The 22,659-nt window shown below is 59.6% G+C and carries 22 protein-coding genes; 11 read left to right on the forward strand and 11 right to left on the reverse strand.

The window, feature by feature from the left end:
• The first annotated feature begins 2 nt into the window (after positions 1-2).
• Both AC5SEO_RS22890 and AC5SEO_RS22895 read left to right on the forward strand, forming a co-directional pair.
• On the forward strand, positions 3-1,037 hold the full coding sequence (locus AC5SEO_RS22890; RefSeq protein ID WP_495364051.1) for a FecCD family ABC transporter permease: 1,035 nt from the start codon (positions 3-5) through the stop codon (positions 1,035-1,037).
• A complete protein-coding gene (locus AC5SEO_RS22895; protein ID WP_495364052.1) occupies positions 1,034-1,846 on the forward strand; it encodes an ABC transporter ATP-binding protein in 813 nt (270 codons plus the stop codon). The genes AC5SEO_RS22890 and AC5SEO_RS22895 overlap by 4 nt, the downstream gene beginning before the upstream one ends.
• A gap of 5 nt (positions 1,847-1,851) precedes the next feature.
• On the opposite strand, the gene AC5SEO_RS22900 is transcribed toward AC5SEO_RS22895, so the two are convergent.
• Positions 1,852-2,235: a winged helix-turn-helix transcriptional regulator gene (locus AC5SEO_RS22900; protein ID WP_495364088.1), complete on the reverse strand. Its 384-nt coding sequence runs from the start codon at positions 2,233-2,235 to the stop codon at positions 1,852-1,854.
• A 153-nt stretch (positions 2,236-2,388) separates the two neighbouring features.
• Between AC5SEO_RS22900 and AC5SEO_RS22905 the strand changes: the two genes are divergently transcribed.
• Both AC5SEO_RS22905 and AC5SEO_RS22910 read left to right on the forward strand, forming a co-directional pair.
• Positions 2,389-2,778, forward strand: a complete 390-nt coding sequence (locus AC5SEO_RS22905) for a DoxX family protein (RefSeq protein WP_025594944.1) — start codon at positions 2,389-2,391, stop codon at positions 2,776-2,778.
• 26 nt (positions 2,779-2,804) lie between these two features.
• On the forward strand, positions 2,805-3,548 hold the full coding sequence (locus tag AC5SEO_RS22910; protein ID WP_495364053.1) for an SDR family NAD(P)-dependent oxidoreductase: 744 nt from the start codon (positions 2,805-2,807) through the stop codon (positions 3,546-3,548).
• A gap of 87 nt (positions 3,549-3,635) precedes the next feature.
• Here AC5SEO_RS22910 and AC5SEO_RS22915 read toward each other — a convergent pair whose 3' ends face one another.
• Positions 3,636-4,511: an AraC family transcriptional regulator gene (locus AC5SEO_RS22915; RefSeq protein ID WP_495364054.1), complete on the reverse strand. Its 876-nt coding sequence runs from the start codon at positions 4,509-4,511 to the stop codon at positions 3,636-3,638.
• A 132-nt stretch (positions 4,512-4,643) separates the two neighbouring features.
• Between AC5SEO_RS22915 and AC5SEO_RS22920 the strand changes: the two genes are divergently transcribed.
• Both AC5SEO_RS22920 and AC5SEO_RS22925 read left to right on the forward strand, forming a co-directional pair.
• Positions 4,644-4,841: a hypothetical protein gene (locus AC5SEO_RS22920; RefSeq protein WP_495364055.1), complete on the forward strand. Its 198-nt coding sequence runs from the start codon at positions 4,644-4,646 to the stop codon at positions 4,839-4,841.
• 16 nt (positions 4,842-4,857) lie between these two features.
• Positions 4,858-6,309 (forward strand): aldehyde dehydrogenase, encoded by a 1,452-nt coding sequence (locus AC5SEO_RS22925; protein WP_111842329.1) that lies wholly within the window; start codon positions 4,858-4,860, stop codon positions 6,307-6,309.
• A 30-nt stretch (positions 6,310-6,339) separates the two neighbouring features.
• Here AC5SEO_RS22925 and AC5SEO_RS22930 read toward each other — a convergent pair whose 3' ends face one another.
• Entirely contained in the window at positions 6,340-7,236 is an 897-nt protein-coding gene (locus AC5SEO_RS22930; protein WP_495364056.1) for a choline sulfate utilization transcriptional regulator, read from the reverse strand.
• Positions 7,237-7,330: 94 nt separating this feature from the next.
• Here AC5SEO_RS22930 and choX point away from each other — a divergent pair, with 94 nt between their 5' ends.
• Complete coding sequence (gene choX / locus AC5SEO_RS22935) at positions 7,331-8,284, forward strand: choline ABC transporter substrate-binding protein (protein ID WP_320187568.1); 954 nt, start codon at positions 7,331-7,333, stop codon at positions 8,282-8,284.
• A 14-nt stretch (positions 8,285-8,298) separates the two neighbouring features.
• Positions 8,299-9,813: a choline-sulfatase gene (gene betC / locus AC5SEO_RS22940; protein WP_495364057.1), complete on the forward strand. Its 1,515-nt coding sequence runs from the start codon at positions 8,299-8,301 to the stop codon at positions 9,811-9,813.
• Positions 9,814-9,825: 12 nt separating this feature from the next.
• Here betC and AC5SEO_RS22945 read toward each other — a convergent pair whose 3' ends face one another.
• Genes AC5SEO_RS22945 through AC5SEO_RS22970 form a run of 6 tightly spaced genes read right to left on the reverse strand, consistent with a single transcriptional unit; the run spans position 9,826 to position 16,343 of the window.
• Entirely contained in the window at positions 9,826-10,725 is a 900-nt protein-coding gene (locus AC5SEO_RS22945) for a carbohydrate kinase family protein (protein ID WP_495364058.1), read from the reverse strand.
• Complete coding sequence (locus AC5SEO_RS22950; RefSeq protein ID WP_013761105.1) at positions 10,722-11,762, reverse strand: ABC transporter ATP-binding protein; 1,041 nt, start codon at positions 11,760-11,762, stop codon at positions 10,722-10,724. The genes AC5SEO_RS22945 and AC5SEO_RS22950 overlap by 4 nt, the downstream gene beginning before the upstream one ends.
• A complete protein-coding gene (argH, locus tag AC5SEO_RS22955) occupies positions 11,762-13,276 on the reverse strand; it encodes an argininosuccinate lyase (RefSeq protein WP_495364059.1) in 1,515 nt (504 codons plus the stop codon). Before argH ends, AC5SEO_RS22950 begins: the two co-directional genes overlap by 1 nt.
• A gap of 4 nt (positions 13,277-13,280) precedes the next feature.
• A complete protein-coding gene (locus tag AC5SEO_RS22960) occupies positions 13,281-14,123 on the reverse strand; it encodes a carbohydrate ABC transporter permease (protein ID WP_013761103.1) in 843 nt (280 codons plus the stop codon).
• Positions 14,120-15,061, reverse strand: coding sequence for a carbohydrate ABC transporter permease (locus AC5SEO_RS22965; protein ID WP_004431252.1), 942 nt, complete (start codon positions 15,059-15,061; stop codon positions 14,120-14,122). Before AC5SEO_RS22965 ends, AC5SEO_RS22960 begins: the two co-directional genes overlap by 4 nt.
• A 16-nt stretch (positions 15,062-15,077) precedes the next feature.
• Complete coding sequence (locus AC5SEO_RS22970; protein WP_019566690.1) at positions 15,078-16,343, reverse strand: sugar ABC transporter substrate-binding protein; 1,266 nt, start codon at positions 16,341-16,343, stop codon at positions 15,078-15,080.
• Between the two features lie 244 nt (positions 16,344-16,587).
• On the opposite strand from AC5SEO_RS22970, the gene AC5SEO_RS22975 reads away from it, so the two are divergent.
• The 3 genes from AC5SEO_RS22975 to AC5SEO_RS22985 are packed head-to-tail and all read left to right on the forward strand — an operon-like array spanning position 16,588 to position 21,144.
• Entirely contained in the window at positions 16,588-17,814 is a 1,227-nt protein-coding gene (locus tag AC5SEO_RS22975) for an ROK family transcriptional regulator (protein WP_111799975.1), read from the forward strand.
• 19 nt (positions 17,815-17,833) lie between these two features.
• Positions 17,834-20,236 carry a PIG-L family deacetylase gene (locus AC5SEO_RS22980; RefSeq protein WP_174027905.1) on the forward strand — a complete coding sequence of 801 codons (2,403 nt, stop codon included), beginning with the start codon at positions 17,834-17,836 and terminating at the stop codon, positions 20,234-20,236.
• Positions 20,233-21,144 carry a DMT family transporter gene (locus AC5SEO_RS22985; RefSeq protein ID WP_111799977.1) on the forward strand — a complete coding sequence of 304 codons (912 nt, stop codon included), beginning with the start codon at positions 20,233-20,235 and terminating at the stop codon, positions 21,142-21,144. Before AC5SEO_RS22980 ends, AC5SEO_RS22985 begins: the two co-directional genes overlap by 4 nt.
• Before the next feature lie 12 nt (positions 21,145-21,156).
• Here the strand turns inward: AC5SEO_RS22985 and AC5SEO_RS22990 are convergent, their stop codons facing one another.
• On the reverse strand, positions 21,157-21,624 hold the full coding sequence (locus AC5SEO_RS22990; RefSeq protein ID WP_035200397.1) for a hypothetical protein: 468 nt from the start codon (positions 21,622-21,624) through the stop codon (positions 21,157-21,159).
• A 73-nt stretch (positions 21,625-21,697) separates the two neighbouring features.
• Positions 21,698-22,591: an AraC family transcriptional regulator gene (locus AC5SEO_RS22995; RefSeq protein WP_004431265.1), complete on the reverse strand. Its 894-nt coding sequence runs from the start codon at positions 22,589-22,591 to the stop codon at positions 21,698-21,700.
• Positions 22,592-22,659: the final 68 nt, after the last annotated feature.

Raw genomic sequence — 22,659 nt, forward strand, 5'->3', positions numbered from 1 at the left:
ACATGCACACGTCCGTCATGGAAACATTGGTTTCCAACCGTCACGCCCGCCAGCGCCGGCGTCGCCTTGTCATTGCAGCCCTTTCAGCTCTTTTGATCGCGGTTTTCGCATTGACGCTGATGCTGGGACAATCCTTCACGCCGCCCGGCGACGTCCTGCGGGTGCTGCTCGGAGAGGACATTGCCGGCGTCACTTTCACGGTCGGGCAGTTGCGCCTGCCACGCGCGCTGCTTTCCGTTCTCGCGGGACTGAGCTTCGGGCTGGGTGGTGTCGCCTTCCAGATCATGCTGCGCAACCCGCTTGCCAGCCCTGACATTATCGGCATCAGTTCCGGCGCAAGCGTGGCAGCGGTGTTTGCCATCGTCGTCCTGCATCTGAGTGGACCGCTTGTTTCTGTTTTCGCCGTCGTCGCCGGGCTTGGCGTCGCATTGCTGGTCTATCTGCTGTCCTTCCGCAACGGGGTTGCCGGAACGCGGCTGATCCTTGTCGGCATCGGCGTTTCGGCCATGCTCGAAAGTTTCATCGCCTATATCTTGTCCGTTGCACCGGCCTGGACGCTGCAGGAGGCGATGCGCTGGCTGACGGGCAGCGTCAACGGCGCAAAACTTGCCCAGACGCTGCCGCTCTTCGTTGCGCTCATCCTCTTTGGCGGCCTGCTGCTCAGTCGCGCGCGCGATCTCGAGGCATTGAGGCTTGGCGATGATGCGGCCGCGGCGCTTGGGGTCCAGGTGGGGAGAACGCGCATCATCGTGATTATCGCCGCCGTCGGCATGATCGCCTTTGCCACGGCAGTTTCGGGGCCGATTGCTTTCGTCGCCTTTCTGTCCGGGCCGATTGCCGCGCGTGTCGTTGGCAGCAATGGGTCGCTGCTCATTCCGGCTGCGCTCGTTGGGGCAGCCCTGGTGCTGGTGGGCGATTATTGCGGCCAGTTCCTGCTGCCGGGCCGTTACCCGGTCGGCGTCGTCACCGGCGCGCTCGGCGCGCCCTATCTGATCTACCTTATCGTGCGGGTAAACCGCAGCGGAGGCTCGTTATGACCAGCCACTCCCTTTCCGTGAACCGTCTTTCGGCCGGATACGGTGAAAACCTCATCATCGAAGGGCTGGATCTTGTCGTTCCGCGCGGCCAGATAACCGTCATCGTCGGTGCCAATGCCTGCGGCAAGTCCACGCTTCTTCGCAGCATGTCGCGGCTTATCTCTCCCCGCGCCGGTCAGGTCCTGCTCGACGGAAAGTCGATCCACCGTCTTCCCTCGCGCGAACTTGCAAGACGGATGGGTCTTTTGCCGCAGTCACCGATTGCGCCCGAGGGCATTGTCGTTGCCGATCTGGTCAGCCGCGGCCGGCACCCGCATCACGGCCTTTTCGCGCGTTGGTCGCGCCAGGATGATGAGGCCGTGGCCGCAGCCCTCGTCGCCACCGATACTGTCGAACTTGCCGAGCGGCCGGTGGACGAACTCTCCGGCGGGCAACGGCAACGCGTATGGATCGCCATGGCGCTCGCCCAGGAGACCGAGATATTGCTGCTCGACGAACCCACCACCTTCCTCGACATCAGCCATCAGGTGGAAGTGCTGGATCTTCTGACGGACCTCAACCAGGCCCGTCAGACCACCATCGTCATGGTGCTGCACGATCTCAATCTCGCGGCGCGCTACGCTGATCATCTGGTCGCCATGACCGGTGGGAAGCTGCATATCTGCGGCGCGCCGGAGGAGGTGCTGACGGAAGAAAACGTGCGGCACGTCTTCGGCATAGAAAGCCGTGTCGTCGAAGACCCGACGTCGGGCAAACCAATGATGCTGCCGATCGGGCGGCACAGGACGGCGGCGCAACGGCCGCAATAATCCATCTATTTTTGCGGTGACCGTCTGCGTCCAAGGGTGGTGGTTTTAACCGGAACGCTCGCGCCGTACTCGTTCCACCATGCCATCAATGCCTCCATGGTCGGGCCAAGTCCTTTCGCCTTTGCCGTAATTTCATATTCCACGCGTGGCGGAACCTCTGCAAAGACGGTGCGAGATACCAGTCCATCGGCCTCGAGCTCACGCAATTGGGAGGTCAACATGTGCTGTGTGATGCCGGGAATGGCTTTGCGCAGCTCGTTGAAACGATAGATCCGCTGGTTGAGAAGCCACATGATTTCGAGCTTCCACTTGCCGGAAAGCAGCGCGAAAGCGCGACGCATTTCCTCGTGCATGTTAATGGTTTCACCGCCATTAGTCTGGTTTTCCATACTTACCACGCCAAATTCATCCTACTTGCGCATATTCATTCAATAGCACATTTTCCATGTGAACGCCGGATCATGAGCCCCAAGCTGTTCCGGAACAACGAAAATATTGAACAAATCAAGCTGCCGAAGACATTCGGCGGCAATGGATATCCCATGTCTTCATTCTATATCTACTGGGTCGCAACAACCCTTCTTGTCCTGCTCTATCTGGCGTCGGCAGTCACCTACGTCGTCAAATCCGACTGGGTGAGGGAGACGATAACCGGCTTCGGTTACCCTGCCTACCTTGTGCCTCTTCTGACGGCGGTGAAGATCGCCGCCGTCATCGCCATCCTTGCGCGGTTCAACGTCGCCATCAGCGATCTGGCGTATGCGGGGGTACTGTTTCACCTGCTGCTGTCCGGCCTTGCACATATCGGCGTCCGCAAACCTGCCGGCGCACTGCCTGCCGCCATCGGCCTCGGGCTGCTCGTCGTTTCCTTCGCCATGCAGAACGCTGCACGCGAAGTCCCATCCCCCTATGCCCTTGCACGGCAGCTCTGACGCATTCATCACTAAAGGAAATCAAAATGGGAAAACTGACCGGAAAAGTAGCCATCGTGGCGGGCGCAGGCAGAGGGATTGGCCGTGCGACGGCAGAACTCTTTGCAATGGAGGGCGCCAAGGTCGTGGTATTGTCCTTGACGCCTGCAAATGTGAACGCGGTCGTCAGTCAGATACAATCCAGTGGTGGCACCGCGCTCGGCATCGTCTGTGATCTTGGCGATGGCCAACAGATCACCCGGGCTGTGGCTGAGGCAGCGGAGGCATTTGGCGGCATCGACATTCTCGTGAATGTCGCGTTCGACCCGACTGTCGTCCACTCCCCGATCATTGAGCTCACCGTCGAGCAACTTCAACGAAACCTCGATATAGGGCCGATCGCCTATCTTCGCATGATGCAGGCTTGTTATCCGTACTTGAAGGCCAGTGGCGAGGGCCGGATCATTAATTTCGCGTCGCTGGCCGGTATTCTCGGCATGTCGCCGTATGGACCTTACAACCTTGCCAAGGAGGCCGTCCGCGCCCTGACGAGATCTGCTGCGCGCGAATGGGGTCCTGACAATATCACCGTGAACAACCTGCTTCCCGTTGCCGACACCTGGGGTGCGGGCGTCGACGCTCCTGCTCCCACGAATGCCCTTGGTCGTTACGGTTCCCCTGAAGAGGATGTCGCTCCGGTCGCTCTTTTCCTCGCAAGCAGCGATTCGAGGTTCATTACAGGCTCGAGCCTGACCCCCGACGGCGGCCAGATTATCGACAGCGCCCGTTAACGCCCCGTTGGAGTGCCGGGCAAACAGGCCGGCACTTCGCTCCGTTGTTTCTTCTGCCGCTCCTGATTTGCACCTGCCGGGCAGAACTCAAGGCCATGCGGCATAGGACGGCGGTGCTACGTTCTGTATGCGCATCGCCATTCGCCGGAAACGGCCGGGAGACGTGCCTTCATTGCGGGTGAAGAAGCGGTTGAAATACCCAGGATCCTGAAATCCCAATCGAAACGCAATTTCAGCGACTTGCAGTGAAGAGTTAAGAAGAAGGTCACGCGCTTCGGAGAGCAGTTCGCGGTGAATATAGGCCTGTGGTGAAAGCCCCGTTGCCTTGCGTACCACAAATCCAAGACGTTCACGGTTGACGCCGAGTTGACCCGCATAGTCTCCCACGCCCCATTGGTCGCGTTTGTGCTGACTGACCAGTAGCACAAACCGCTCCGTAAGGCTGCCTGCGGTGGAAGCCGCGCCCGCGACGTCGGCCATGGCATGCTGGCAGATGCGGATAAGGGTGACGGATAACAGGCTGGCGATAATCGTATCCGACGCTGTCGATGACCGGAAATTCTCATCCGCGATGGTGTCGAGATAACCCGCCAGTTCCTGGCTGTCCTTTTCAGCCAGCGTCCGGGTCAGAACGCGCTGCAATGTGCTGCGCACCATGATTGCGCTCGTTCCGGTTGGCATGGCATGCGCAAGGCCGATTTCGGTCGTTTTCAGCAGTGATCCGCGGCTTCCGGCATTCAGCCGCAGGCGGCCGGCGGGGCCGGAGGCAGGCAGCCAGGCCAGCCCCGGCGCGGTAACCACAAGTGTCTTTTCGCCCTGAATGATCTCCGCTTCACCGGCTGAGACGAGGACAAGATGGGCTGCGCCCTGTTCCAGCTTGAACTCCGACACGCGCAGGGACGAAGTCAGCATGCGCGCCGTCGTTTCGATCCTGTTAGCAGCTATCTGGCCGTGATGCGGCATTCACCCTCCAAAAGTACAATAATGCATTACATTAGTGCATTTTATATGCGCCTGTCGTTGCTAAACTTCCATCAGCGCAGGGAAGCCTTGAGGAGAACGGCAATCCCGCTACTGCGCCGTTGGAGGAAAATCATGAATGGTATGAAGCGCAGAACGCTATCCTGCCTTGCGCTGGCGCAACAGTGTGTTCGCGGAAGCGTTGCCCTTGTCTATCGCGATTATCTGCTGGAAGCCGGAAGGATCGCAGGGGCGGGGACGGCAGCAGCCTTTTCCTCCCGTCCCACCGTGCAACGGGCGTTTTTCGGCGGTGCCGCCGCCACTATTTTCTGAATTCAGGAGGAAGACTATGCAGACTGTCAATCTTTTCATCGGTGGCGACCATTGCCCAGCCGCAAACGGCAAGCGTTTCGAGCGCAACAATCCAATTACCGGGGACCTGGCAACCAGTGCGGCGGCGGCAACGCCTGAGGATGCCACACGTGCGGCCGATGCCGCAGCCGCAGCCTTTCCCGTCTGGTCGGCAACGCCGCCCGGCGAACGCCGTCGCCTGCTTCTTGCCGCGGCGCAGGCGCTCCGCGATGCCGGGCCGCAGATTACGCTGGCGATGAAAGAGGAGATTGGCGCGACGGATGCCTGGGCCGGTTTCAACGTGATGCTGGCCAGCGACATGCTGGTCGAGGCGGCCAGCCTGACGACCCAGATAAAGGGTGAAATCATTCCCTCCAACCGCCCGGGAACCACGGCGATGGCACTTCGCCAGCCGGCAGGCGTGGTTCTGTCCATCGCGCCATGGAATGCACCGGTCATTCTCGGCGTACGCTCCATCGCCACGCCACTTGCCTGCGGCAACACCGTGGTGATGAAGACCTCGGAGCTTTGCCCGCGCACCCATGCGCTGATCATCGAGGCCATCGCTTCGGCAGGTCTGCCGAAAGGTGTGCTGAACGCCGTCTCCAATGCGCCGGAAGATGCGGCGAAAATCGTTGAAACACTGATCGCCCATCCGGCTGTCAGAAGGGTGAATTTCACCGGTTCGACCCGCGTCGGTCGTGTCATTGCGGAAACGGCGGGCCGTTACCTGAAGCCAGCGCTTCTGGAGCTTGGCGGCAAGGCACCCTTCATCGTGCTTGATGATGCCGATATCGATGCGGCAGTGGCTGCGGCCGCCTTTGGCGCTTACATGAACCAGGGCCAGATCTGCATGTCGACGGAACGCATCATCGTACTCGACAGCGTTGCCGACACCTTTGTCGAGGCCTTTGCCAAAAAAGCGGCGAGCCTGAAGGCGGGAGACCCTCGCGAGGGAAAAATGCCGCTTGGCTCCTTGGTCAGCGCCGAGGCCGCGTCCCGCATCCGGGCGCTGGTGGATGACGCGGTTTCTAAAGGCGCACGCCTTGTGGCCGGCGGAGGCGGCAATGGTACCATGCTGGATGCGCTTGCCGTCGATGGCGTTACCTCTGCGATGCGGCTCTATTCCGAAGAAAGCTTCGGCCCGGTCGTTTCCATCATTCGCGCCGGCAGCGTCGATGAGGCAGTCAGTATCGCCAACGAAACCGAGTTTGGTCTTTCCGCAGCTATTTTCGGCAGGGATCAGGCAAAAGCACTCGCGGTAGCCGGACGCATCGAAAGCGGCATTTGCCACATCAACGGACCCACCGTTCACGACGAGGCGCAGATGCCGTTCGGTGGGGTGAAGGCCTCCGGTTACGGCCGTTTCGGCGGCACGGCGGGCATTGCGGAATTCACCGAACTGCGATGGGTTACGCTGCAGGACGGACCGTTGCATTACCCGATTTAAGCCGGAAGCATCACCGGCTGGCTGGTCACGTCAACGCTTCTCGTCGATCAGCCAGCCGGTGAGTTTTCTGACCGCACTGTCGCTGCTTTTCGGCCTCAGCAACCAGTAGCCGCGACCCGGCGCATCCAGACTCGGGCCTGCGGTCACCAGCACGCCTGCCTCGACCAGCGGATCGACCAGTCCCGCCCAGCCGAGGGCAAAACCCTGTTCGCCGATCGTCGCCTGAACCACCATGGTGTAATTGTTGAAGCTGATGTCTCCGCTTTCGTTTTCCGGGCCTCTCAGCACGCCGAAATGCTTGAAATAGGACGCCCAGTCGAACCAGTGCGCCTGTGAGGTATTTTCGAGGTGGATGAGTTTCAGCCGCGAAAAATCAGCCACTGTTTCTGGCGCCGACTGCTCCGCCAAAAGCGCCGGCGAGCAGACGGGCGTGACCTTCTCCGAAAGCAGCAGCACCGCGCCGTCGCCGGCATCCTGCCGCGTGCCGAAGATGATCATCACGTCGCTGTCGTGTTTGCCCTGTCCGAGCGGATCCTGCGTGGCGACGATCTGGATGTTGATGTCAGGATTGAGCGCGCGAAAACCATGCATGCGTGGGATGAGCCAGAGAGAGGAGAAGGCATAGTCCGTGTGCAGGCGGATTGTCTGCCGCTCCTCCGTTCTGCGAAGTTGCTGGGCCAGAAGGTCGATGGCATCGACATTGCGCGAGACGATCTCGAACAGCTTTAGCCCCTCGGCCGTCAACTCGATGCCGCGATGTTTACGCCGCACCAGTGCAACGCCCAGATCGTCTTCCAGCCGGCGGATCTGATAGCTGACAGCTGGCTGGGTCAGCCGCAGGGACGCCGCCGCTGCCGTCAGGCTGCCGCGCCGGGCGACCTCGGTAAAAATGCGCATCCATCCAAGATCGAGCGGCCGCTCTGTCATAGAAATTCCTTATATCAGTCATCGAAAAATACCCGCTTCACAGGCAAAAACAATGTGGTGTTCAATAAACTGGACTAATAAAAGGGGAGCCGCAATGAAAACCGTTTCTCGCATGCACCGCATCGCCGCCGGACTGTTTTTGTCCGTGGCGGCCTTCTCCACCCCGCTTTATGCCGCCGATGATGCGGCCTGCAAGACCATTCGCCTCAGCGATCCCGGCTGGACCGACATCACCGCCACCAATGGCGTCGCCTCGGTTCTGCTCGATGCTTTGGGGTATGAGGCTGACGTCAAGACGCTGTCGGTGCCGATCGGCTATCAGGCCATGAAAAACGGCGAGATCGACGTTTTTCTCGGCAACTGGATGCCCGCCCAGAAATCCTTCGTTGACGACCTCAACGCCGCCAAGGCGGCCGACGTGATGACGAAAAACCTTGAAGGCGCCAAGTTCACCCTGGCAGTGCCTTCCTATATGGCCGAAAAGGGCGTGAAGGATTTTTCGGATCTTGCCAAACACGCTGACGAATTTGAAAGCAAGATTTACGGCATCGAGCCGGGCGCACCCGCCAACCAGAACATTCAGAAGATTATCGATGCCAATGATTTCGGCCTGAAGGGCTGGCAGCTTGTCGAATCCGGCGAGCAGGCGATGCTGGCGCAGGTGGAACGGGCCGGAAAAGACAAAAAGGCGGTCGTCTTCCTAGCATGGGCGCCGCACCCGATGAACGAGAAGATCGATATCGCCTATCTCTCCGGCGGTGACGCCTATTTCGGCCCGAATTTCGGTGGCGCCGAGGTCTATACGCTTGCCCGTACCGGCTGGCCGCAGCAATGCCCGAATGCGGCGACGCTTTTCAAGAACCTCAAATTCGATATCGGCATAGAAAATGCCCTGATGGGTTCCATTCTCGGTGGCGAGGATTCCAAGGCGGCGGCAGCGACGTGGCTGAAGGCCAATCCGACATCGCTGGATGGCTGGCTGCAGGGCGTTACCACGCTGGATGGCAAGCCGGGTGCGGATGCCGTCAAAGGCAAGCTTGGCCTCTGAGACTGTAGGGTGAAATGCCGCGTCCCAATATCCTTATCCTGATGGCCGACCAGTTCAACGGGACGTTTTTTCCCGATGGCCCGGCCGACTTTCTTCATGCGCCACATCTGAAAGCGTTGTCGGAGCGGTCTGTCCGTTTCGCCAATACCTATACGGCAAGTCCGCTTTGCGCGCCGGCCCGGGCTTCGTTCATGTCCGGTCAATTGCCCAGCCGGACGCGGGTTTACGATAATGCCGCCGAATTCGCGTCGGATATTCCGACCTATGCGCATCACCTGCGGGCAGCTGGTTATTACACCGGCCTTTCCGGAAAGATGCATTTTGTCGGACCGGACCAGCTGCACGGCTTCGAAGAGCGTCTGACGACGGATATTTATCCGGCGGATTTCGGCTGGACGCCTGATTATACCAAGCCGGGCGAGCGGATCGACTGGTGGTATCACAATCTCGGTTCGGTCACCGGCGCGGGCGTTGCCGAAATCACCAATCAGATGGAATATGACGATGAGGTTGCCTATCACGCAACCCGCAAGCTCTACGATCTGTCGCGCCGGCTCGATGATCGCCCGTGGTGCCTGACCGTCAGCTTCACCCATCCGCATGACCCGTATGTGGCACGGCGGAAATTCTGGGATCTCTATGAGGATTGCCCGGCACTCGATCCGCAGATACAGGCGCTTCCCTTCGAGCAGCAGGATCCGCATTCGAAGCGGTTGCTGGAAGCCTGTGATCATCAGGCCTTCGATATTTCACCCGACGAGATACGCCGGGCGCGGCGCGGTTATTTCGCCAATATCTCCTATATCGATGAGAAGGTCGGCGAAATTCTCGACGTATTGAAGGCGACGCGGATGGAGGAGGACACGATCATCCTGTTCCTCTCCGATCATGGCGACATGCTGGGCGAGCGTGGCCTGTGGTTCAAGATGTGCTTTTTCGAGGGTTCGGCCCGCGTGCCCTTGATGATCGCAGCACCCGGCTGGAAACCGGCGCTTATCGACGCGCCGGTTTCGACGCTGGATGTCACACCGACGCTATGCGGTCTGGCAGGCCTCGATATTACCTCACTCAAACGCTGGACGGATGGCGAAGACCTTGCGGCTTTGGCTGCGGGAACAGGCGAGCGCGGGCCGGTGCCGATGGAATATGCCGCCGAAGGTTCGATTGCGCCACTCGTCGCCATCAGGGATGGCCGTTACAAGCTCTCAGTCTGCGAAGCGGATCCGCCGTTGCTCTACGACCTCGAGACGGATCCTGAAGAGCAGATAAACCTTGCCGGCAATCCTGAATTCGCTGATGTGCTGTCATCGCTTTCGGCTGAAATCGGCCGACGCTGGCAGCTGCCCGTTTTCGACGCATCGGTGCGGGAAAGTCAGGCGCGGCGCTGGGTGGTCTACAAGGCGCTGCGAAACGGCGCCTATTTCCCGTGGGATTATCAGCCATTGCAGAAAGCCTCGGAACGCTACATGCGCAACCACATGGACTTGAACGTGCTGGAGGAAAACCAGCGTTTTCCACGCGGGGAATAACGCTGGCAGGGATTATGCGGCGGCGGTCGTTCTCGGCGCGCCGCCCGTGGCCTGCACGGCAAGGCTACCCGCCGCGACGCCTGCCTCAAGGCATTGCTTCTCGTCCGCCTGCCGAAGCCAGGCATCGATGAAACCGGCATTGAAGGCATCACCCGCGCCTGTCGTGTCGACGACGGGTACCTTCTTCGCCGCCGCATGGTGCAGGCCTGTCTGCGAGGACACCCAGGCGCCCTCTGCCCCGCCTTTCAGGGCGACGACAGGAAACGACCCCGACAAGGCTCTGGCCGCCGACTCAGGGTCAGAATGGCCTGTGATCGCCTCGGCTTCTTCGAGGTTGGGCAAAAACACGTCGACGCCATCGCACGCCTTGAGCAGGCCCTTGTCGTAAATCAGCGAGGCATCCCAACTGGGATCGAGCGAGACGGACAGTCCGCTGTCCCTGGCGCGGGCGACGAGATCGGGGATTTCGTGCAGCGTGGCGAATTCCGCGATGTGCAGATGGCAGGCCCCGTTCCACGAAAAGGCGGCATCAAGGGTCGATGGCCGGGCGATACCGGCGCGCCGTGTCAAAAACGCCCTGTCATGGCCAACGACCGTCGCGACGGTGACCTGCGGGCCCGCATCTGCCGAGTGTTCCAGAAATTGCAGGTCTACACCGCTTTGCTGCATTTTCTCGCCGATGGCACGTGAGAAGGTGTCGGTGCCGAGCCTTGCCAGCAGCGTGGCCGTGCGGCCGATATGGGCGAAATGCGCAGCCGCAATGAAAGCCCCGCCACCGGCGGCGATTTCCATGTCGCTGGCAAACAGCTCCCGTCCGAGCACCGGCAATTCGTCAAGCCCGGTGAAAATGAGGTCGCAATAGATTCGGCCGATACTGATGACCGCTGACTTTTCCGTGTCTGTCCTCATCATGCGCGGCCCAGAAGCTTTTCCGTCTTGGCATCGAAGAGATAGAGCGCGCCTGCCTGCGCCTCGCATTGCAAGCGGCTACCCACCTGGGGAATGGCTTTGCCCCTTGCTGTCGCGATGACCGAGGTCGTGGGCGTGTCCATATGAACCAGCGTTTCCGGGCCGAGCGGCTCCACGGCTGTCACAGTTCCCTCCAGCGAGAAGGACCCTTGAGTTGTCTCGCCTTCTCCAACCAGCAGATCATGGGGGCGAATGCCAATCAGCAGATCGCCATCGGCAGACTGTGTAACGCTGTTCGTCGTTCTTTTGCCCCGCAGCAGGTTCATCGAGGGGCTCCCGATGAAACGCGCAGTGAAGACGTCCACCGGCGTCTCGTAAAGTTCCGAGGGCGTGCCGACCTGCAGGATATGGCCGTCCTTCATCACGACAATCCGGTCGGCCATGGTCATGGCTTCCACCTGATCGTGAGTGACGTAGACGGTGGTTGTCTTAAGACGTTGGTGCAAGCGCTTGATTTCAATGCGCATCTGCGATCTTAATTGCGCATCGAGATTGGACAGCGGCTCATCGAAAAGGAAGGCTGAGGGATCGCGCACCATGGCGCGGCCGATGGCGACGCGCTGCCTCTGCCCGCCCGACAAAGCCGCGGGCCGACGGTCGAGCAATGCCTCAAGTCCGAGCACCCGACCGGCCTCTTCGATACGCCGGTTCTTTTCCGCCTTGTCGAGCTTTGAGGTATAGAGCCCGAAGCCGATGTTCTGGCGGACCGTCATATGCGGGTAGATCGCATAGTTCTGGAAGACCATGGCGATGTTGCGCTGTTTCGGTTCTTTCTCGTTGACGACGTTTCCGGCAATTTTCAGCGTTCCGCCCGAAATCTCTTCCAGACCCGCGATCATTCTGAGTGTCGTGGATTTGCCGCAGCCGGAAGGGCCGACGAATACGACGAATTCGCCGTCTTCAATGGCAAGGTCGATGCCTTTGACTGCCTCCACCTTGCCGTAGCGCTTTACGAGTTGATTGAGTTCGATTGTCGCCATTATCGCGCTCCCGTCAGGGCGGTAAATTTCTTTGCAAGCTCAGCGGCTTTTGCCGCTTCGTAGTCGGCGGATCGCTGTGCTTCTGCTTCAAACGCAGCAAGTTTGTCGCGATAGGCCGCAATCGCCTCGCGCATCGGCTCCGGGGCAGGGCCGCCGAAGCGGCTGCGCACGGCGACAAAGTGCTCGGGCGAGACGATCTGCCTAAACTTTTCCTCATCGACACTGGTCTCGCGTCCTGCCAGTTCCTCGAACGCTCTGCGGAACGGCTGGTAACCGTCGTTCGGCAGGTCGCCCTTCAGCGCGACAACGCTTTTGGCGACGGTTGCGGCAATTTCATGGGCCTGGCGGAATGACAGGTCTTCGATGCGGACAAGAGAATCTGCCAGTTCCGTGATGGTGATGCAGGAACGGCGAATATTCTGGTCGACCCTTTCCGGATCGATACTGATCTTGCCGACGAGGCTGGCAAGGAGATCGAGCACCCGGCCGGCAGAGGCGAAGGCTTCGTAGCCCATGCCCTGGGTTTCGCCCTCGCTGTCGTTCATGTCGGTGAAGGGCGTGTTGTGCATCACGTCGAGCATAGTCCTTGCCCGCCCGAATGTCTGGCTTGCAAGGTGGCGCAGATGTTCGATCGGGACCGGGTTTCGTTTCTGCGGCATAATCGACGAAATCTGCACCAGCGAATTCGGTACGTAGATCTGCCCGACTTCGAAACTCGTCCAGAACTGGAAGTCCTGAATGAGCCTGCCGAGATGCAGGAACATCAATTCGATGGCGCCATAGGTCGCTGTCGTATAGTCGACGGCGGCGATGCAGGAATAGGAATTGCGCAAAGGTGCCGCAAAGCCGAGAAGTTCGGCGACACGTGCCCGGTCGATGGGAAAGCCAGACGTGGTGATGGCCGCAGCGCCCATGGGTGAGAGATCGACGATGCGCCGGGCCTCAGTGAAGCGGTCAATATCCCGGATCAGCACTTCGATGGCGGCGGAAAGATAGTGGCCGAAGGTGGTGGGCTGGGCCGGTTGTCCGTGCGTATAGGCGACGATCAACGTCTTCTCATTGCGCTCGGCGGCGTCGATCAGGGCGGCCAGCAGAAGCCGCGCCTTGGCAGTGAGCGTGTCGATCTTGTCTTTCAGGCCGATTTTGAAAAGCGTGTGATCGATGTCGTTGCGCGAGCGTGCCGTGTGCAGGCGGCCTGCCACATCGACACCAATGCGGGCTTTCAGCTCCTTTTCGATCAGGAAGAAGAAATCCTCGACCTCGCCGGTATAGACCAGCTCCGACGGATTGATGGTCCTGTCGATGTCATCAAGCGCTTCGGCGATTTTTGCTGCCGTGTCCGCATCGAGAATGCCGGTCTCGCGTAGCATGACCAGATGGGCGCGGTCGATGCGGCGGAAACCGTCGACATGGTGGTTCTTGGCGCCATCGAAAAGCGGACGCAGCACGGTTTCCTTGTAAACTGGGTCGGGAAACTTGCTGGTATCCGACAGGCGCGGGTTCATATCGGCCATGATGTTATCCTTTCAGGCCTGCCAGCATCACACCGCGAACGATGTAGCGTTGCAGGACGATGAAGACGATAAGGGTTGGGATGGTCGCAATGGCAGCGCCAGTCATGATCATTTCCCACTGGATCTGCTGTTCCACCGCAAAGCTCGATAGGCCGACCGGCAGCGTGTACAGCTCCTTGCTGGTAGTCACGATCAGGGGCCAGAAGAATGCTGTCCAGTTGCCGAGGAAGGTGAAGATTGCAAGCGCCGAAAGGGCAGGCGTCACCAGCGGCAGGGCTACCTTCCACCAGATCTGGAATTCGTTCAGCCCGTCGACACGCGCTGCCTCCAGGAAGTCGTTCGGAACCGTCTCAAAGAACTGCTTCATCAGGAAGGTGCCGAAGGCCGTCATCATTCCCGGGAACATGATGCCCCAGTAGCTGTCGAGCCAGCCAAGCTGGCTGGACATCAGATACCAGGGGATAACAAGCATTTCGGTCGGGATCATCAGCGTGGAAAGGATCGCGAGGAAGATGAAGTAGCGACCCCTAAACTCGAATTTGGCCAGCGTATAACCGACCAGACTGTCGAAGAAGCAGTTGGAGACGGTGACGATGACCGCAACGAACATCGAGTTGAAGAACCAGCGGAGGAAACGGCCGTCGGCCAAGACAGTCATGTAATTCGCAAGCGTCGGTGCTGCGGGAATGAGCCTGAGATCATAGACCTGATCCGCGGTCTTGAACGAGGTCGAAAACATGAAGAGCAGCGGCGAAATCATGATCAGGCCGCCGATGAAAAGCAGCGTCCAGGCAAGGATGCGGCCGGGGCGGACGCGGGCGTGGGAGAGTGGCAACGCTTCGCTCATTTCTTTTCCCTCAGAACCCACAGCTGGACCAGCGACACGACAAGAAGAATGGTGAACAGGACGACCGTCTGCGCGGCGGCGTAACCCATTGCATAGGAGTTGAACGCGGTCTGGTAGATCATCAGCACCAGCGGCTTGGTTGAGCCGAGCGGTCCGCCCGGATCGTTGGTGGTCATGTTGTAGACCTGATCGAAAATGCGCAGGAAACCGATCGAGGAGAAGACGACCAGGAAAACGGTAGTTGGTTTCAGGAGCGGCAGCGTGATCTTTCGAAGGATCGCCCATTCGCCAAGTCCGTCGATGCGCGCGGCCTCATAAAATGTCGTCGGAATGGAGCGCAGGCCCGCCATGAAGATGATGATCTGGAAACCAAGCCCGGCCCAGATGGACGTCACCATGACCGAATAAAGCGCTTGATCGGTGGAACGGATGAATGGCTGCTGCGGAATTCCGATCATGCCAAGCACGTCGTTGATAATGCCGATCGGCGGCGGCTGATAGAACCAGCGCCAGACCCATGCCATTGCCGCTGCCGTTGTCAGATAGGGCAGGAAATAAAGCGCGCGGATGAAACCGTGCAGGATGCGCACCCGATCCAGATAAAAGGCGATGACGAAAGCCAGAACCAGACTGATGGGCGTGCCGACGATGAGATAGGTGAAGGTGTTCTTGAAAACCTTCCAGAATTGCGGATCCTTGAACAGCTTGACGTAATTGGCAACGCCGATGAACTTTGCCGGGCGCAGCAGGTCCCAGTTGGTGAAGGACAACCAGAAGGCCTGCAACGTCGGGTAAAAACGGATGATGCTGTAAAACAGGATCGGGATAGCCAGAAAGCTCCAGATCCACACAAGCCGCTTCGTGCGCATGGAAAAGCGATCCCCGAAGGAGCCGCCGGGGCGGCCGGATGCCGCCCCCTGTTGATCGATCGCTGTCATGATTGGACCTGCGGTTTTACGGTTTGGCCGCGTCGATGATTTCCTGCTCGGCGCTGGCGGCCTGCTTGATGGACTCCTCGACGGATTGACCCTCGAGCAAAATCCGGTTCGTCATGTCGATGGCGTTCTGCCGCTGGGCCGCCTCATCCATGAACCTTGTCGTATGGGCGTATTCGAGACCCTTCAGGAACGGTGCATAGATCGGGTCTTTCAGGTTCTCCTCGGTCAACGCCGCAGATCGCCGCGCCGGCAACTCGCCAACCGTCTTCAGCCAGATCGCCATGGCTTCCGGTGAGGAGATGTAAGCGAGGAATTTCTTCGACGCTTCCAGTTCTTCACCGGTTGTCTTGGCGCTGATGCCATTGGCGAAATAGCTGGCATAGTTGGAGCGGATATTCTTGTCGTTGGTGGGAAGCTCGGTCACGCCCCACTCGAAGTCCTTGATGGTTCTGAAAGATCCAAGCCTGAACGTGCCGTCGATGGTCATGCCTGCCTTGCCCGCACGGAAGGCAGCCTGGCCTTCGTCCATGAAGCCTACCTGACCGATCTTCTTTTCAAGCTGCAGGCTCGTATAGAACTTCAGCGCCTGGATGCCAGCCTCGCTGTCATAGGTGACTTTCTGGTCGTTGTCGGTGTAGGGCTCGCCGCCATATTGGCGGATAAGAACTTCGCGCCACCATTGGTGGTCCTGACCGCCCATATCGAGCGTGGAGCCTGCAACGGTGAGGTTTCCAGCGGCATCGTGCTTGGCGATCTTTTCCGCCGCGGCAACAAATTCGTCCAGCGTCTTCGGCGGATTGGCGGCGTCGAGGCCGGCTTCCGTGAAGAGCTTCTTGTTGTAGAAAAGTGCGAGCGAGCGAACCGCCGTCGGCAGGCCGTAATAATCATCGCCGCGCTTCATGGCGCCGACGATGGGGAAAAATTCGCTTTCGATCTTGTCATGCGGGAAAGCGTCTGTCGGCAGCGGCTGCAAGATACCGCCGGCTGCAAACTTGTCGAGCCAGCCGTAGAAGAGCTGCATCACGTCAGGGCCTTTACCGGACATGTTGGCGGCAATCACTCGCGTCTGGTAGTCGGCATAAGGGAAGGTCACCTGTTTGACGGTGATATCCGGATTGGCCTTCTGAAACTCGGCGATAAGCTCGTCCATCGCTTTGACGCGTGTGTCGAAGACATATTGCCAATATTCGATTTCAACCGCCTGCGCGGCGTTGAATGCAAATGTGCTGAAACCGGCGACCAAGCCGGCGAACAAAGTTGCCCTGCGCATGTAAGCCTCCATTTTCTCCGCCCGGTCTTCCGGATGCGGAGTGATCGTTCCCTTTATCCGCGCTTTCGCGCGCGCTCATCGATTTGCCGGCAGCGGGATTTTTACGCGTTCCGCCCCTTGCAATTCTGACCCCCGGTCGCTCTCTACGGTTCTCTGAAGGCGAGCATTTGTCAATAACATAATTTACTTGAATTATTATATTGCGCTTATCCTCACTTCGACGCTATGAATTTTCTAACGGACGGGAAGTGAAGAGATGACGGTGCACACGGTGGATACCTATCCCGTAGCAATCGGAAAAAATCCTGAGCGCAGCCGCGAACACAACAGGCGAGTCGTCCTCGACATCGTCAGGCGGCACGGCTCGCTCGGTCGCGCCCAGTTAGCCAAGATCACGCATCTCACACCCCAGGCGGTCGCCAATATCGTCGATGAGCTGGTGGGCGAGGGGCTCCTGAAAGAGCTTGGTCGCCGGCGCACCGGCAGGGGCCAGCCGCCGATACAGTTTGCTGTCAACCCGGATGGTGGCGCAACGATCGGGGTTGAGATTGCCGCAGACCATATGGTCACCGTCGGTCTTGATCTGGCCGGCGTGTTGCGCACGCAGCGCGTTACCCCGCTAAAGGACACCACGCCGGACGCCATACTCAAAACCTTTGCGGCGGAGCATGCAGCGGTTGCGAAGAATGTCGGGTGCAGGCTGCTTGGCACCGGCGTCGTCATGCCCGGGCCTTTCGAGATTGACGGCATGACCTCTGTCGGTCCGACGACGCTTTCAGGCTGGGTGGGTATCGATGCCCGCCAGATGCTGAGCGATGCCTGCGGCCAACAGGTCGTGGTGGAAAATGATGCGACGGCCGCTGCCGTCGGCGAGCGCCTGTTCGGCGCAGGGCTGGCTATCCCGAATTTTTGCATGATCTATTTCGGCGTCGGCATTGGTCTCGGCATCATCCAGGATGGTTCGCCCTATCGCGGTGCTTTCGGCAACGCCGGCGAAATCGGCCATGTGACCGTCTCGCCCAAGGGAAGGCCTTGCCCGTCTTGCGGGCAAAGAGGTTGTCTGGAGGCCTATGCTTCCGTCTATGTGCTCAAGGAAAAGCTCGTCTGTGCCGGTGTTGCGGACACGGAGCTTGATGATCTTGAAGTCCTGTTCAGCGCGGGCAATCCGGTCGTGATGGAATGGATCGACGAGGCAGCCGTCCATCTGGCGCCCATGGTGGCGATGCTCGAGAACATTCTCGATCCGCAGACGGTCATTCTCGGCGGTGCGCTGCCTGAAAACATCATCAGCGAGATCATTGCGCGGATGGGGCATCTTCCGACTTCGGTTGCAAGCCGACGGCAAAGAGAGTTGCCGCGCGTCATCCACGGCAAGTCCGGACAGTTGACGGCGGCGCTTGGTGCTGCCGCCTTGCCGCTGTTCGACATTGTCACACCAAAACTTGAGACGTCCCTGGGCGCCGCAGCGCAGGTGCCCGGCTGAATATTGGAGGAGACCGCCCATGCTTAACCCCCGGGAGCGCATCGAACGGCAGATGGCCGATCCATGGCTCGTGCGTCTGCACCGTAGACTGAGCGCACTGAAATCCACTGTCACCGTCATGCACACCGGTGCGCACCCGGACGACGAGCAGAACGGGCTTCTCGCCTACTTCCGGATGGAACTGGGCATGCGGATCATCATCGCCTGCTCGACGCGCGGTGAAGGCGGGCAGAATGCGCTCGGGCCGGAGCGGCTGGGCGCGCTTGGCGTCATCCGGTCGCGGGAGCTGGAGGAGGCGGCCCGCATCATCGATGCGGACATAAGCTGGCTCGGCCATGGCCCGGCGGATATCATCCACGACTTCGGCTTCTCCAAGGATGGCGACCAGACCTTTGGTCGATGGGGGCAGCAGCGCATCGTCGAGCGGCTGGTGCGCGCCTATCGCAAGGAACGGCCCGATATCGTCATTCCGACATTTCTCGACGTGCCGGGACAACACGGGCACCACCGCGCCATGACGCGCGCGGCGAAAAGCGCAATCGCGCTGGCGGCTGATCCTGCCGCCTATCCCGAGCATTTCTCCGAGGGGCTGAAGCCGTGGAAGGTGGCCAAATATTATCTTCCTGCATGGTCTGGTGGTGGTGACACCTATGATGACGAGGTGCCTCCGCCGGAAACGACGCTGACAGTCAATGCAGTGGGCAAGGAGCGGGCAACCGGCGCGCAATACGACCGCATCGGCGAATGGTCGCGTTATTATCATGCCTCACAGGGAATGGGACATTGGCCGAAGCGGGCGCAGGAAGCATGGCCACTGCATCTCGAGCTCTCCAACGTCGCGGGCGGTGAGGAAAGCTCGATCCTCGACAGCCTGCCGTCGTCGCTGGCTGATCTCGCGGCTGTTCCGGGTCTTACCGCCGATTTGGCAAAGGCGCTGGTTGCAGCCGAACAGGCAATCACTGACGCAATCGATGCCTTTCCCGACACGCAGCGGATCACGGCCTCACTTCTGACGGCGGCAGCCCTTTTGCAAGAGGTCGACGAGGCCGCAGCGCAGGACTTCAGGGAGTTGCATGGGCACCGGATCGCGCGCAAACGGGCGCAGGTCGATGCCGCTATCCTGACGGCACTCGATCTTTTCGAGCGGGCCTATGCCGAGCCAGCCGAGATCGTTCCGGGTGGGACGTCATCTCTCTATGTGGAACTCGCGGGAAAGGCGGCTGAATTTGACGTCGAGGTTACCCCGGTCCTTCCGGCTGGCGTATCGTCTTCAGTTCAGTCGCGTGGCCAGACAATGGTCTTCTCGCTTGCCGCCGATCAGGACGCGGCCGTTTCCGGGCTTTACCAGCCCGACTGGAAAGCCTCAGGCGGCAATGGTCATGCCTCGGTGCGCCTGTCCGTAATGATTGGAGGCAGGGAGGTTTCGGCCGCTTTCGATCTGGAGGAGCCGTTTTTCGTGACGCCGGCGCAGTCGCTGACGATTTCGCCCGATGCGCTTCTGGTTCCACTTGGACAGGGGCAGGATTCCCATGTTTTTCAGGCACACATAAAGGGTGCCGATGCACCGCTGTCGTTCAGGAGTACGGGTGGCTGGAACCTGCGCAAGACCGGCAATGACTGGATTGCCGAGCGTACCGGTGAGGCGGCGGTCGGCCTTGCCCAGATCGAAGCGCTTGTCGATTCGCAACCTGCCTTCCAGATCACGCCCATCGCATATCCGCATATAGGCCGGGCGCGGTTTCTGGCACCCTCCGCTCTGAAAATCCTCTCGCTCGATCTCAAGCTGCCCGAGGGCGCGCGCGTCGGTTATATCGGCGGCGGTGCCGACCGGGTCGGGTCATGGCTTTCGCGCATGGGTCTTGATGTCACCGAACTCGATGCGCAGGCGCTTGGCGGTGATCTCTCGTCCTTCACGACGATTGTTGTCGGCATCTTTGCCTTCGGCATTCGCAAGGATCTAGCTGCGGCAACCGAAAGGCTTCACCGCTTCGTCGAAGAAGGCGGCCATCTTGTCACGCTCTATCACCGGCCGACCGACGGATGGAATCCCGAGACGACGCCCGTCAGGCGGCTTGAGATCGGTAAGCCTTCCCTGCGTTGGCGGGTGACGGACCCAAATGCGGAGGTGACGGTGCTATTGCCCGATCACCCATTGCTTGTCGGGCCCAACACGATCGGTGCTGCCGACTGGACGGGCTGGGACAAGGAGAGAGGGCTCTATTTCGCTGCGCGCTGGGATGATGCTTATGAACCCCTGCTCGCCATGCACGATGTCGATGAACAGCCTCTGAAAGGGGCGCTGGTCTCGGCAGCCATTGGCAAGGGCCGGCATACGCATACAAGCCTCGTGCTGCACCACCAGATGGACAAGCTGGTGCCGGGGGCATTCCGCCTCATGGCAAACCTTGTGCAACCCGCGTGAATGGCCAGGACCAGAGTGAAAAACAGGAAAACCCGCGCGAAAACGATGCTCGCGCGGGCATCGGCTGGCTGCTCATGGATATGGCCCTGGTTTCGGGTGGAATGACAGCCCTCGTCAAGGCGCAGGGTGTGACCTATCCGGCATTCCAGCTCGTCTTCATAAGGGCGATGATCGGCCTGATCTTCATCCTGCCGCTTATCTGGCGACACCGGGGGGAAATGGCGCGCGTCAAATATCCCTGGCGCAACCTTTTCCGAATCTGCTGCAACGCCATTGCACTCACCAGCAACTTCGTCGCCATCACCCTCTTGCCGCTCGCCACCGTCAATGCTGTCGGCTTCTCACGCCCGCTGGTGACGATGGCCATGGCGGTTGTCTTTCTCGGTGAAAAGGTGAGCCGATATCGCTGGGTCGGCGCTTGCCTCGCATTTGTTGGCGTTCTTGTAGTCATCGGGCCGGGCGACGCGGAGATTAACGCAGGCGTGCTCGTCGTCCTCGTTTCGGTGGTGTTCGGCGCGCTTGCGGTGATCCAGACCCGGGCGCTGCGGCAGGAAAACACCACTGTCATGATGGTGTTCTACACGGTGGGTCTTGCCGTCATTACCGCCGTTCCGGCGATCTGGACGTGGAAACCGGTCATGCCGCTCGACTGGGGGGCGCTGCTCGCCATCGGCCTGCTTGCGCAAATGGGGCAATATTGCTTCCTGCGGGCCTATCGCATCGCTGACGCCAGTGTTCTGGCGCCCGTCGGATATCTGTCGATATTGTTCGTGACCGCTGTGGGATACTTCCTGTTTGACGAGGTGCCCGAAGCCCGTGTTGTTCTTGGCATTGCCATCATTCTCGTCTCCTTGCAGGCAACCGCCTTTGCGGAATATCTTTTGAAGAAGTTGCGCGGCCGGCGGTGAAAGGTGCCGCTTTTATCTTTGACGCGCCAGAACGCTCAGCCGGATCCAGCCCAGTGTCGCGCGCTTGAAGCGATCGTAAAACGAACGGGCAAACCGCACATATCGCATGATCCATGCGAACCAGGCGTAGGTGAGGAGCTTCTCCCGACCGGCGTGGTAAATGCGCTCGACAATCAGGAATGTGGCGAGGTGAGCGAGGATCGTCAGCGCAATTCCTGTTTTGACGGTGCCGTGCGCGATGAGGAGCAGGCCGATGATTTTCATCGGTTCGGCGATGGCAAATGGCACCGCCAGCAAAAGAAGAATGGCGAGACGCGGCAATCCGCCAATCCGGCTTTCCAGTTTCCTGATGAATGTCAGTCTGGATATCGCCTTGATGATCGGCCGATAGAGCGGGCGAAAAATGCCGTCGAGGATCAGGGCAAACACGATGATTGCCCGAAGCGGAAAGATGAGGATCTTCCTGATTTTGTTGTTCACCTCATTCGGTCTCCAAAAGGGGCTGTATCGCCAATTCTTAATCGCCTGAAACGTGGCAAAACGAAGTTGTTTTTTACGATCTGCTCTGCTGAACGCTCGCATACATGCCGGTGGTGCGGAATTCGCTTGGATTGATGCCATATAGCCTGCGGAAGACCTTCGAGAAATAGTTCGGGTCTTCGAAGCCGCATAGCACGGATACCTCCTTGATGGGGATGTTTTCGGCTGTGGTGAGAAGCTTGGCTGCCCGCCTCAACCGTCGCTGCAATACAAATTCGGCCGGTGGCAGGCCTTCGCTTGCCGTGAAGATGCGGGAAAAATGCGCACGGCTGAGGCCGGCGACGGCGGCAAGATCGCTGACGGAAAGACGCTCTCCGAGATGCCCGTCTATATAGCTCAGCACCTGCTGCATGGTGCGATATTCACCGCCAAAGGAGGGATGCGAGCCGAACACGTCGTCATAAAGCGTCATCGCCGCTTCATAGGCGACGGCGGAGGCCGCCCCTGGTGTTTCCGCGCCGTTGACGAGGCGCGAGCAACAATGGGCGAGATGATCGACGGTTTCCTGTTGCAGCTTGAGGATCGGCCCGGTGACGGCAAGAATATTGCGGTGAATGCGCAAGGCCTCCTCGCCATTCATGGAGATCCAGAAGAACTCCCATTGCTTTCCCGCTTCCAGCCAGTAGCGATGATTGTGCGGGATGAGCAGGAGGAGAGTTTCGCCCGGCTTCACCACGTAATGACGGTTTTCGTAACGAAGGTTTCCCTGTCCGCCAATGCAATATTGCAGCACAGTGAATGGTGTCTGTCCGCGCTTTCGTCCGTCCCAGTCATAATTGCCACTGCTGCGGATTTCATAGCCGCTGCTGGTGGGCATTGTGTGCAGGGTCTGGCGGCCGCGGGGCAGCGAGACGGTCCGCATCCCGGGCCCCTGATCGATCAAATCTTGCAGCACAAAATTACCCATGAAAGCATAATCCTTCTCTGGTTCCGCTCGTCATTATACGCATAATCCCGAACCGAGGAGACAGCCAG

The organism is Agrobacterium sp. K11, assembly GCF_059429395.1.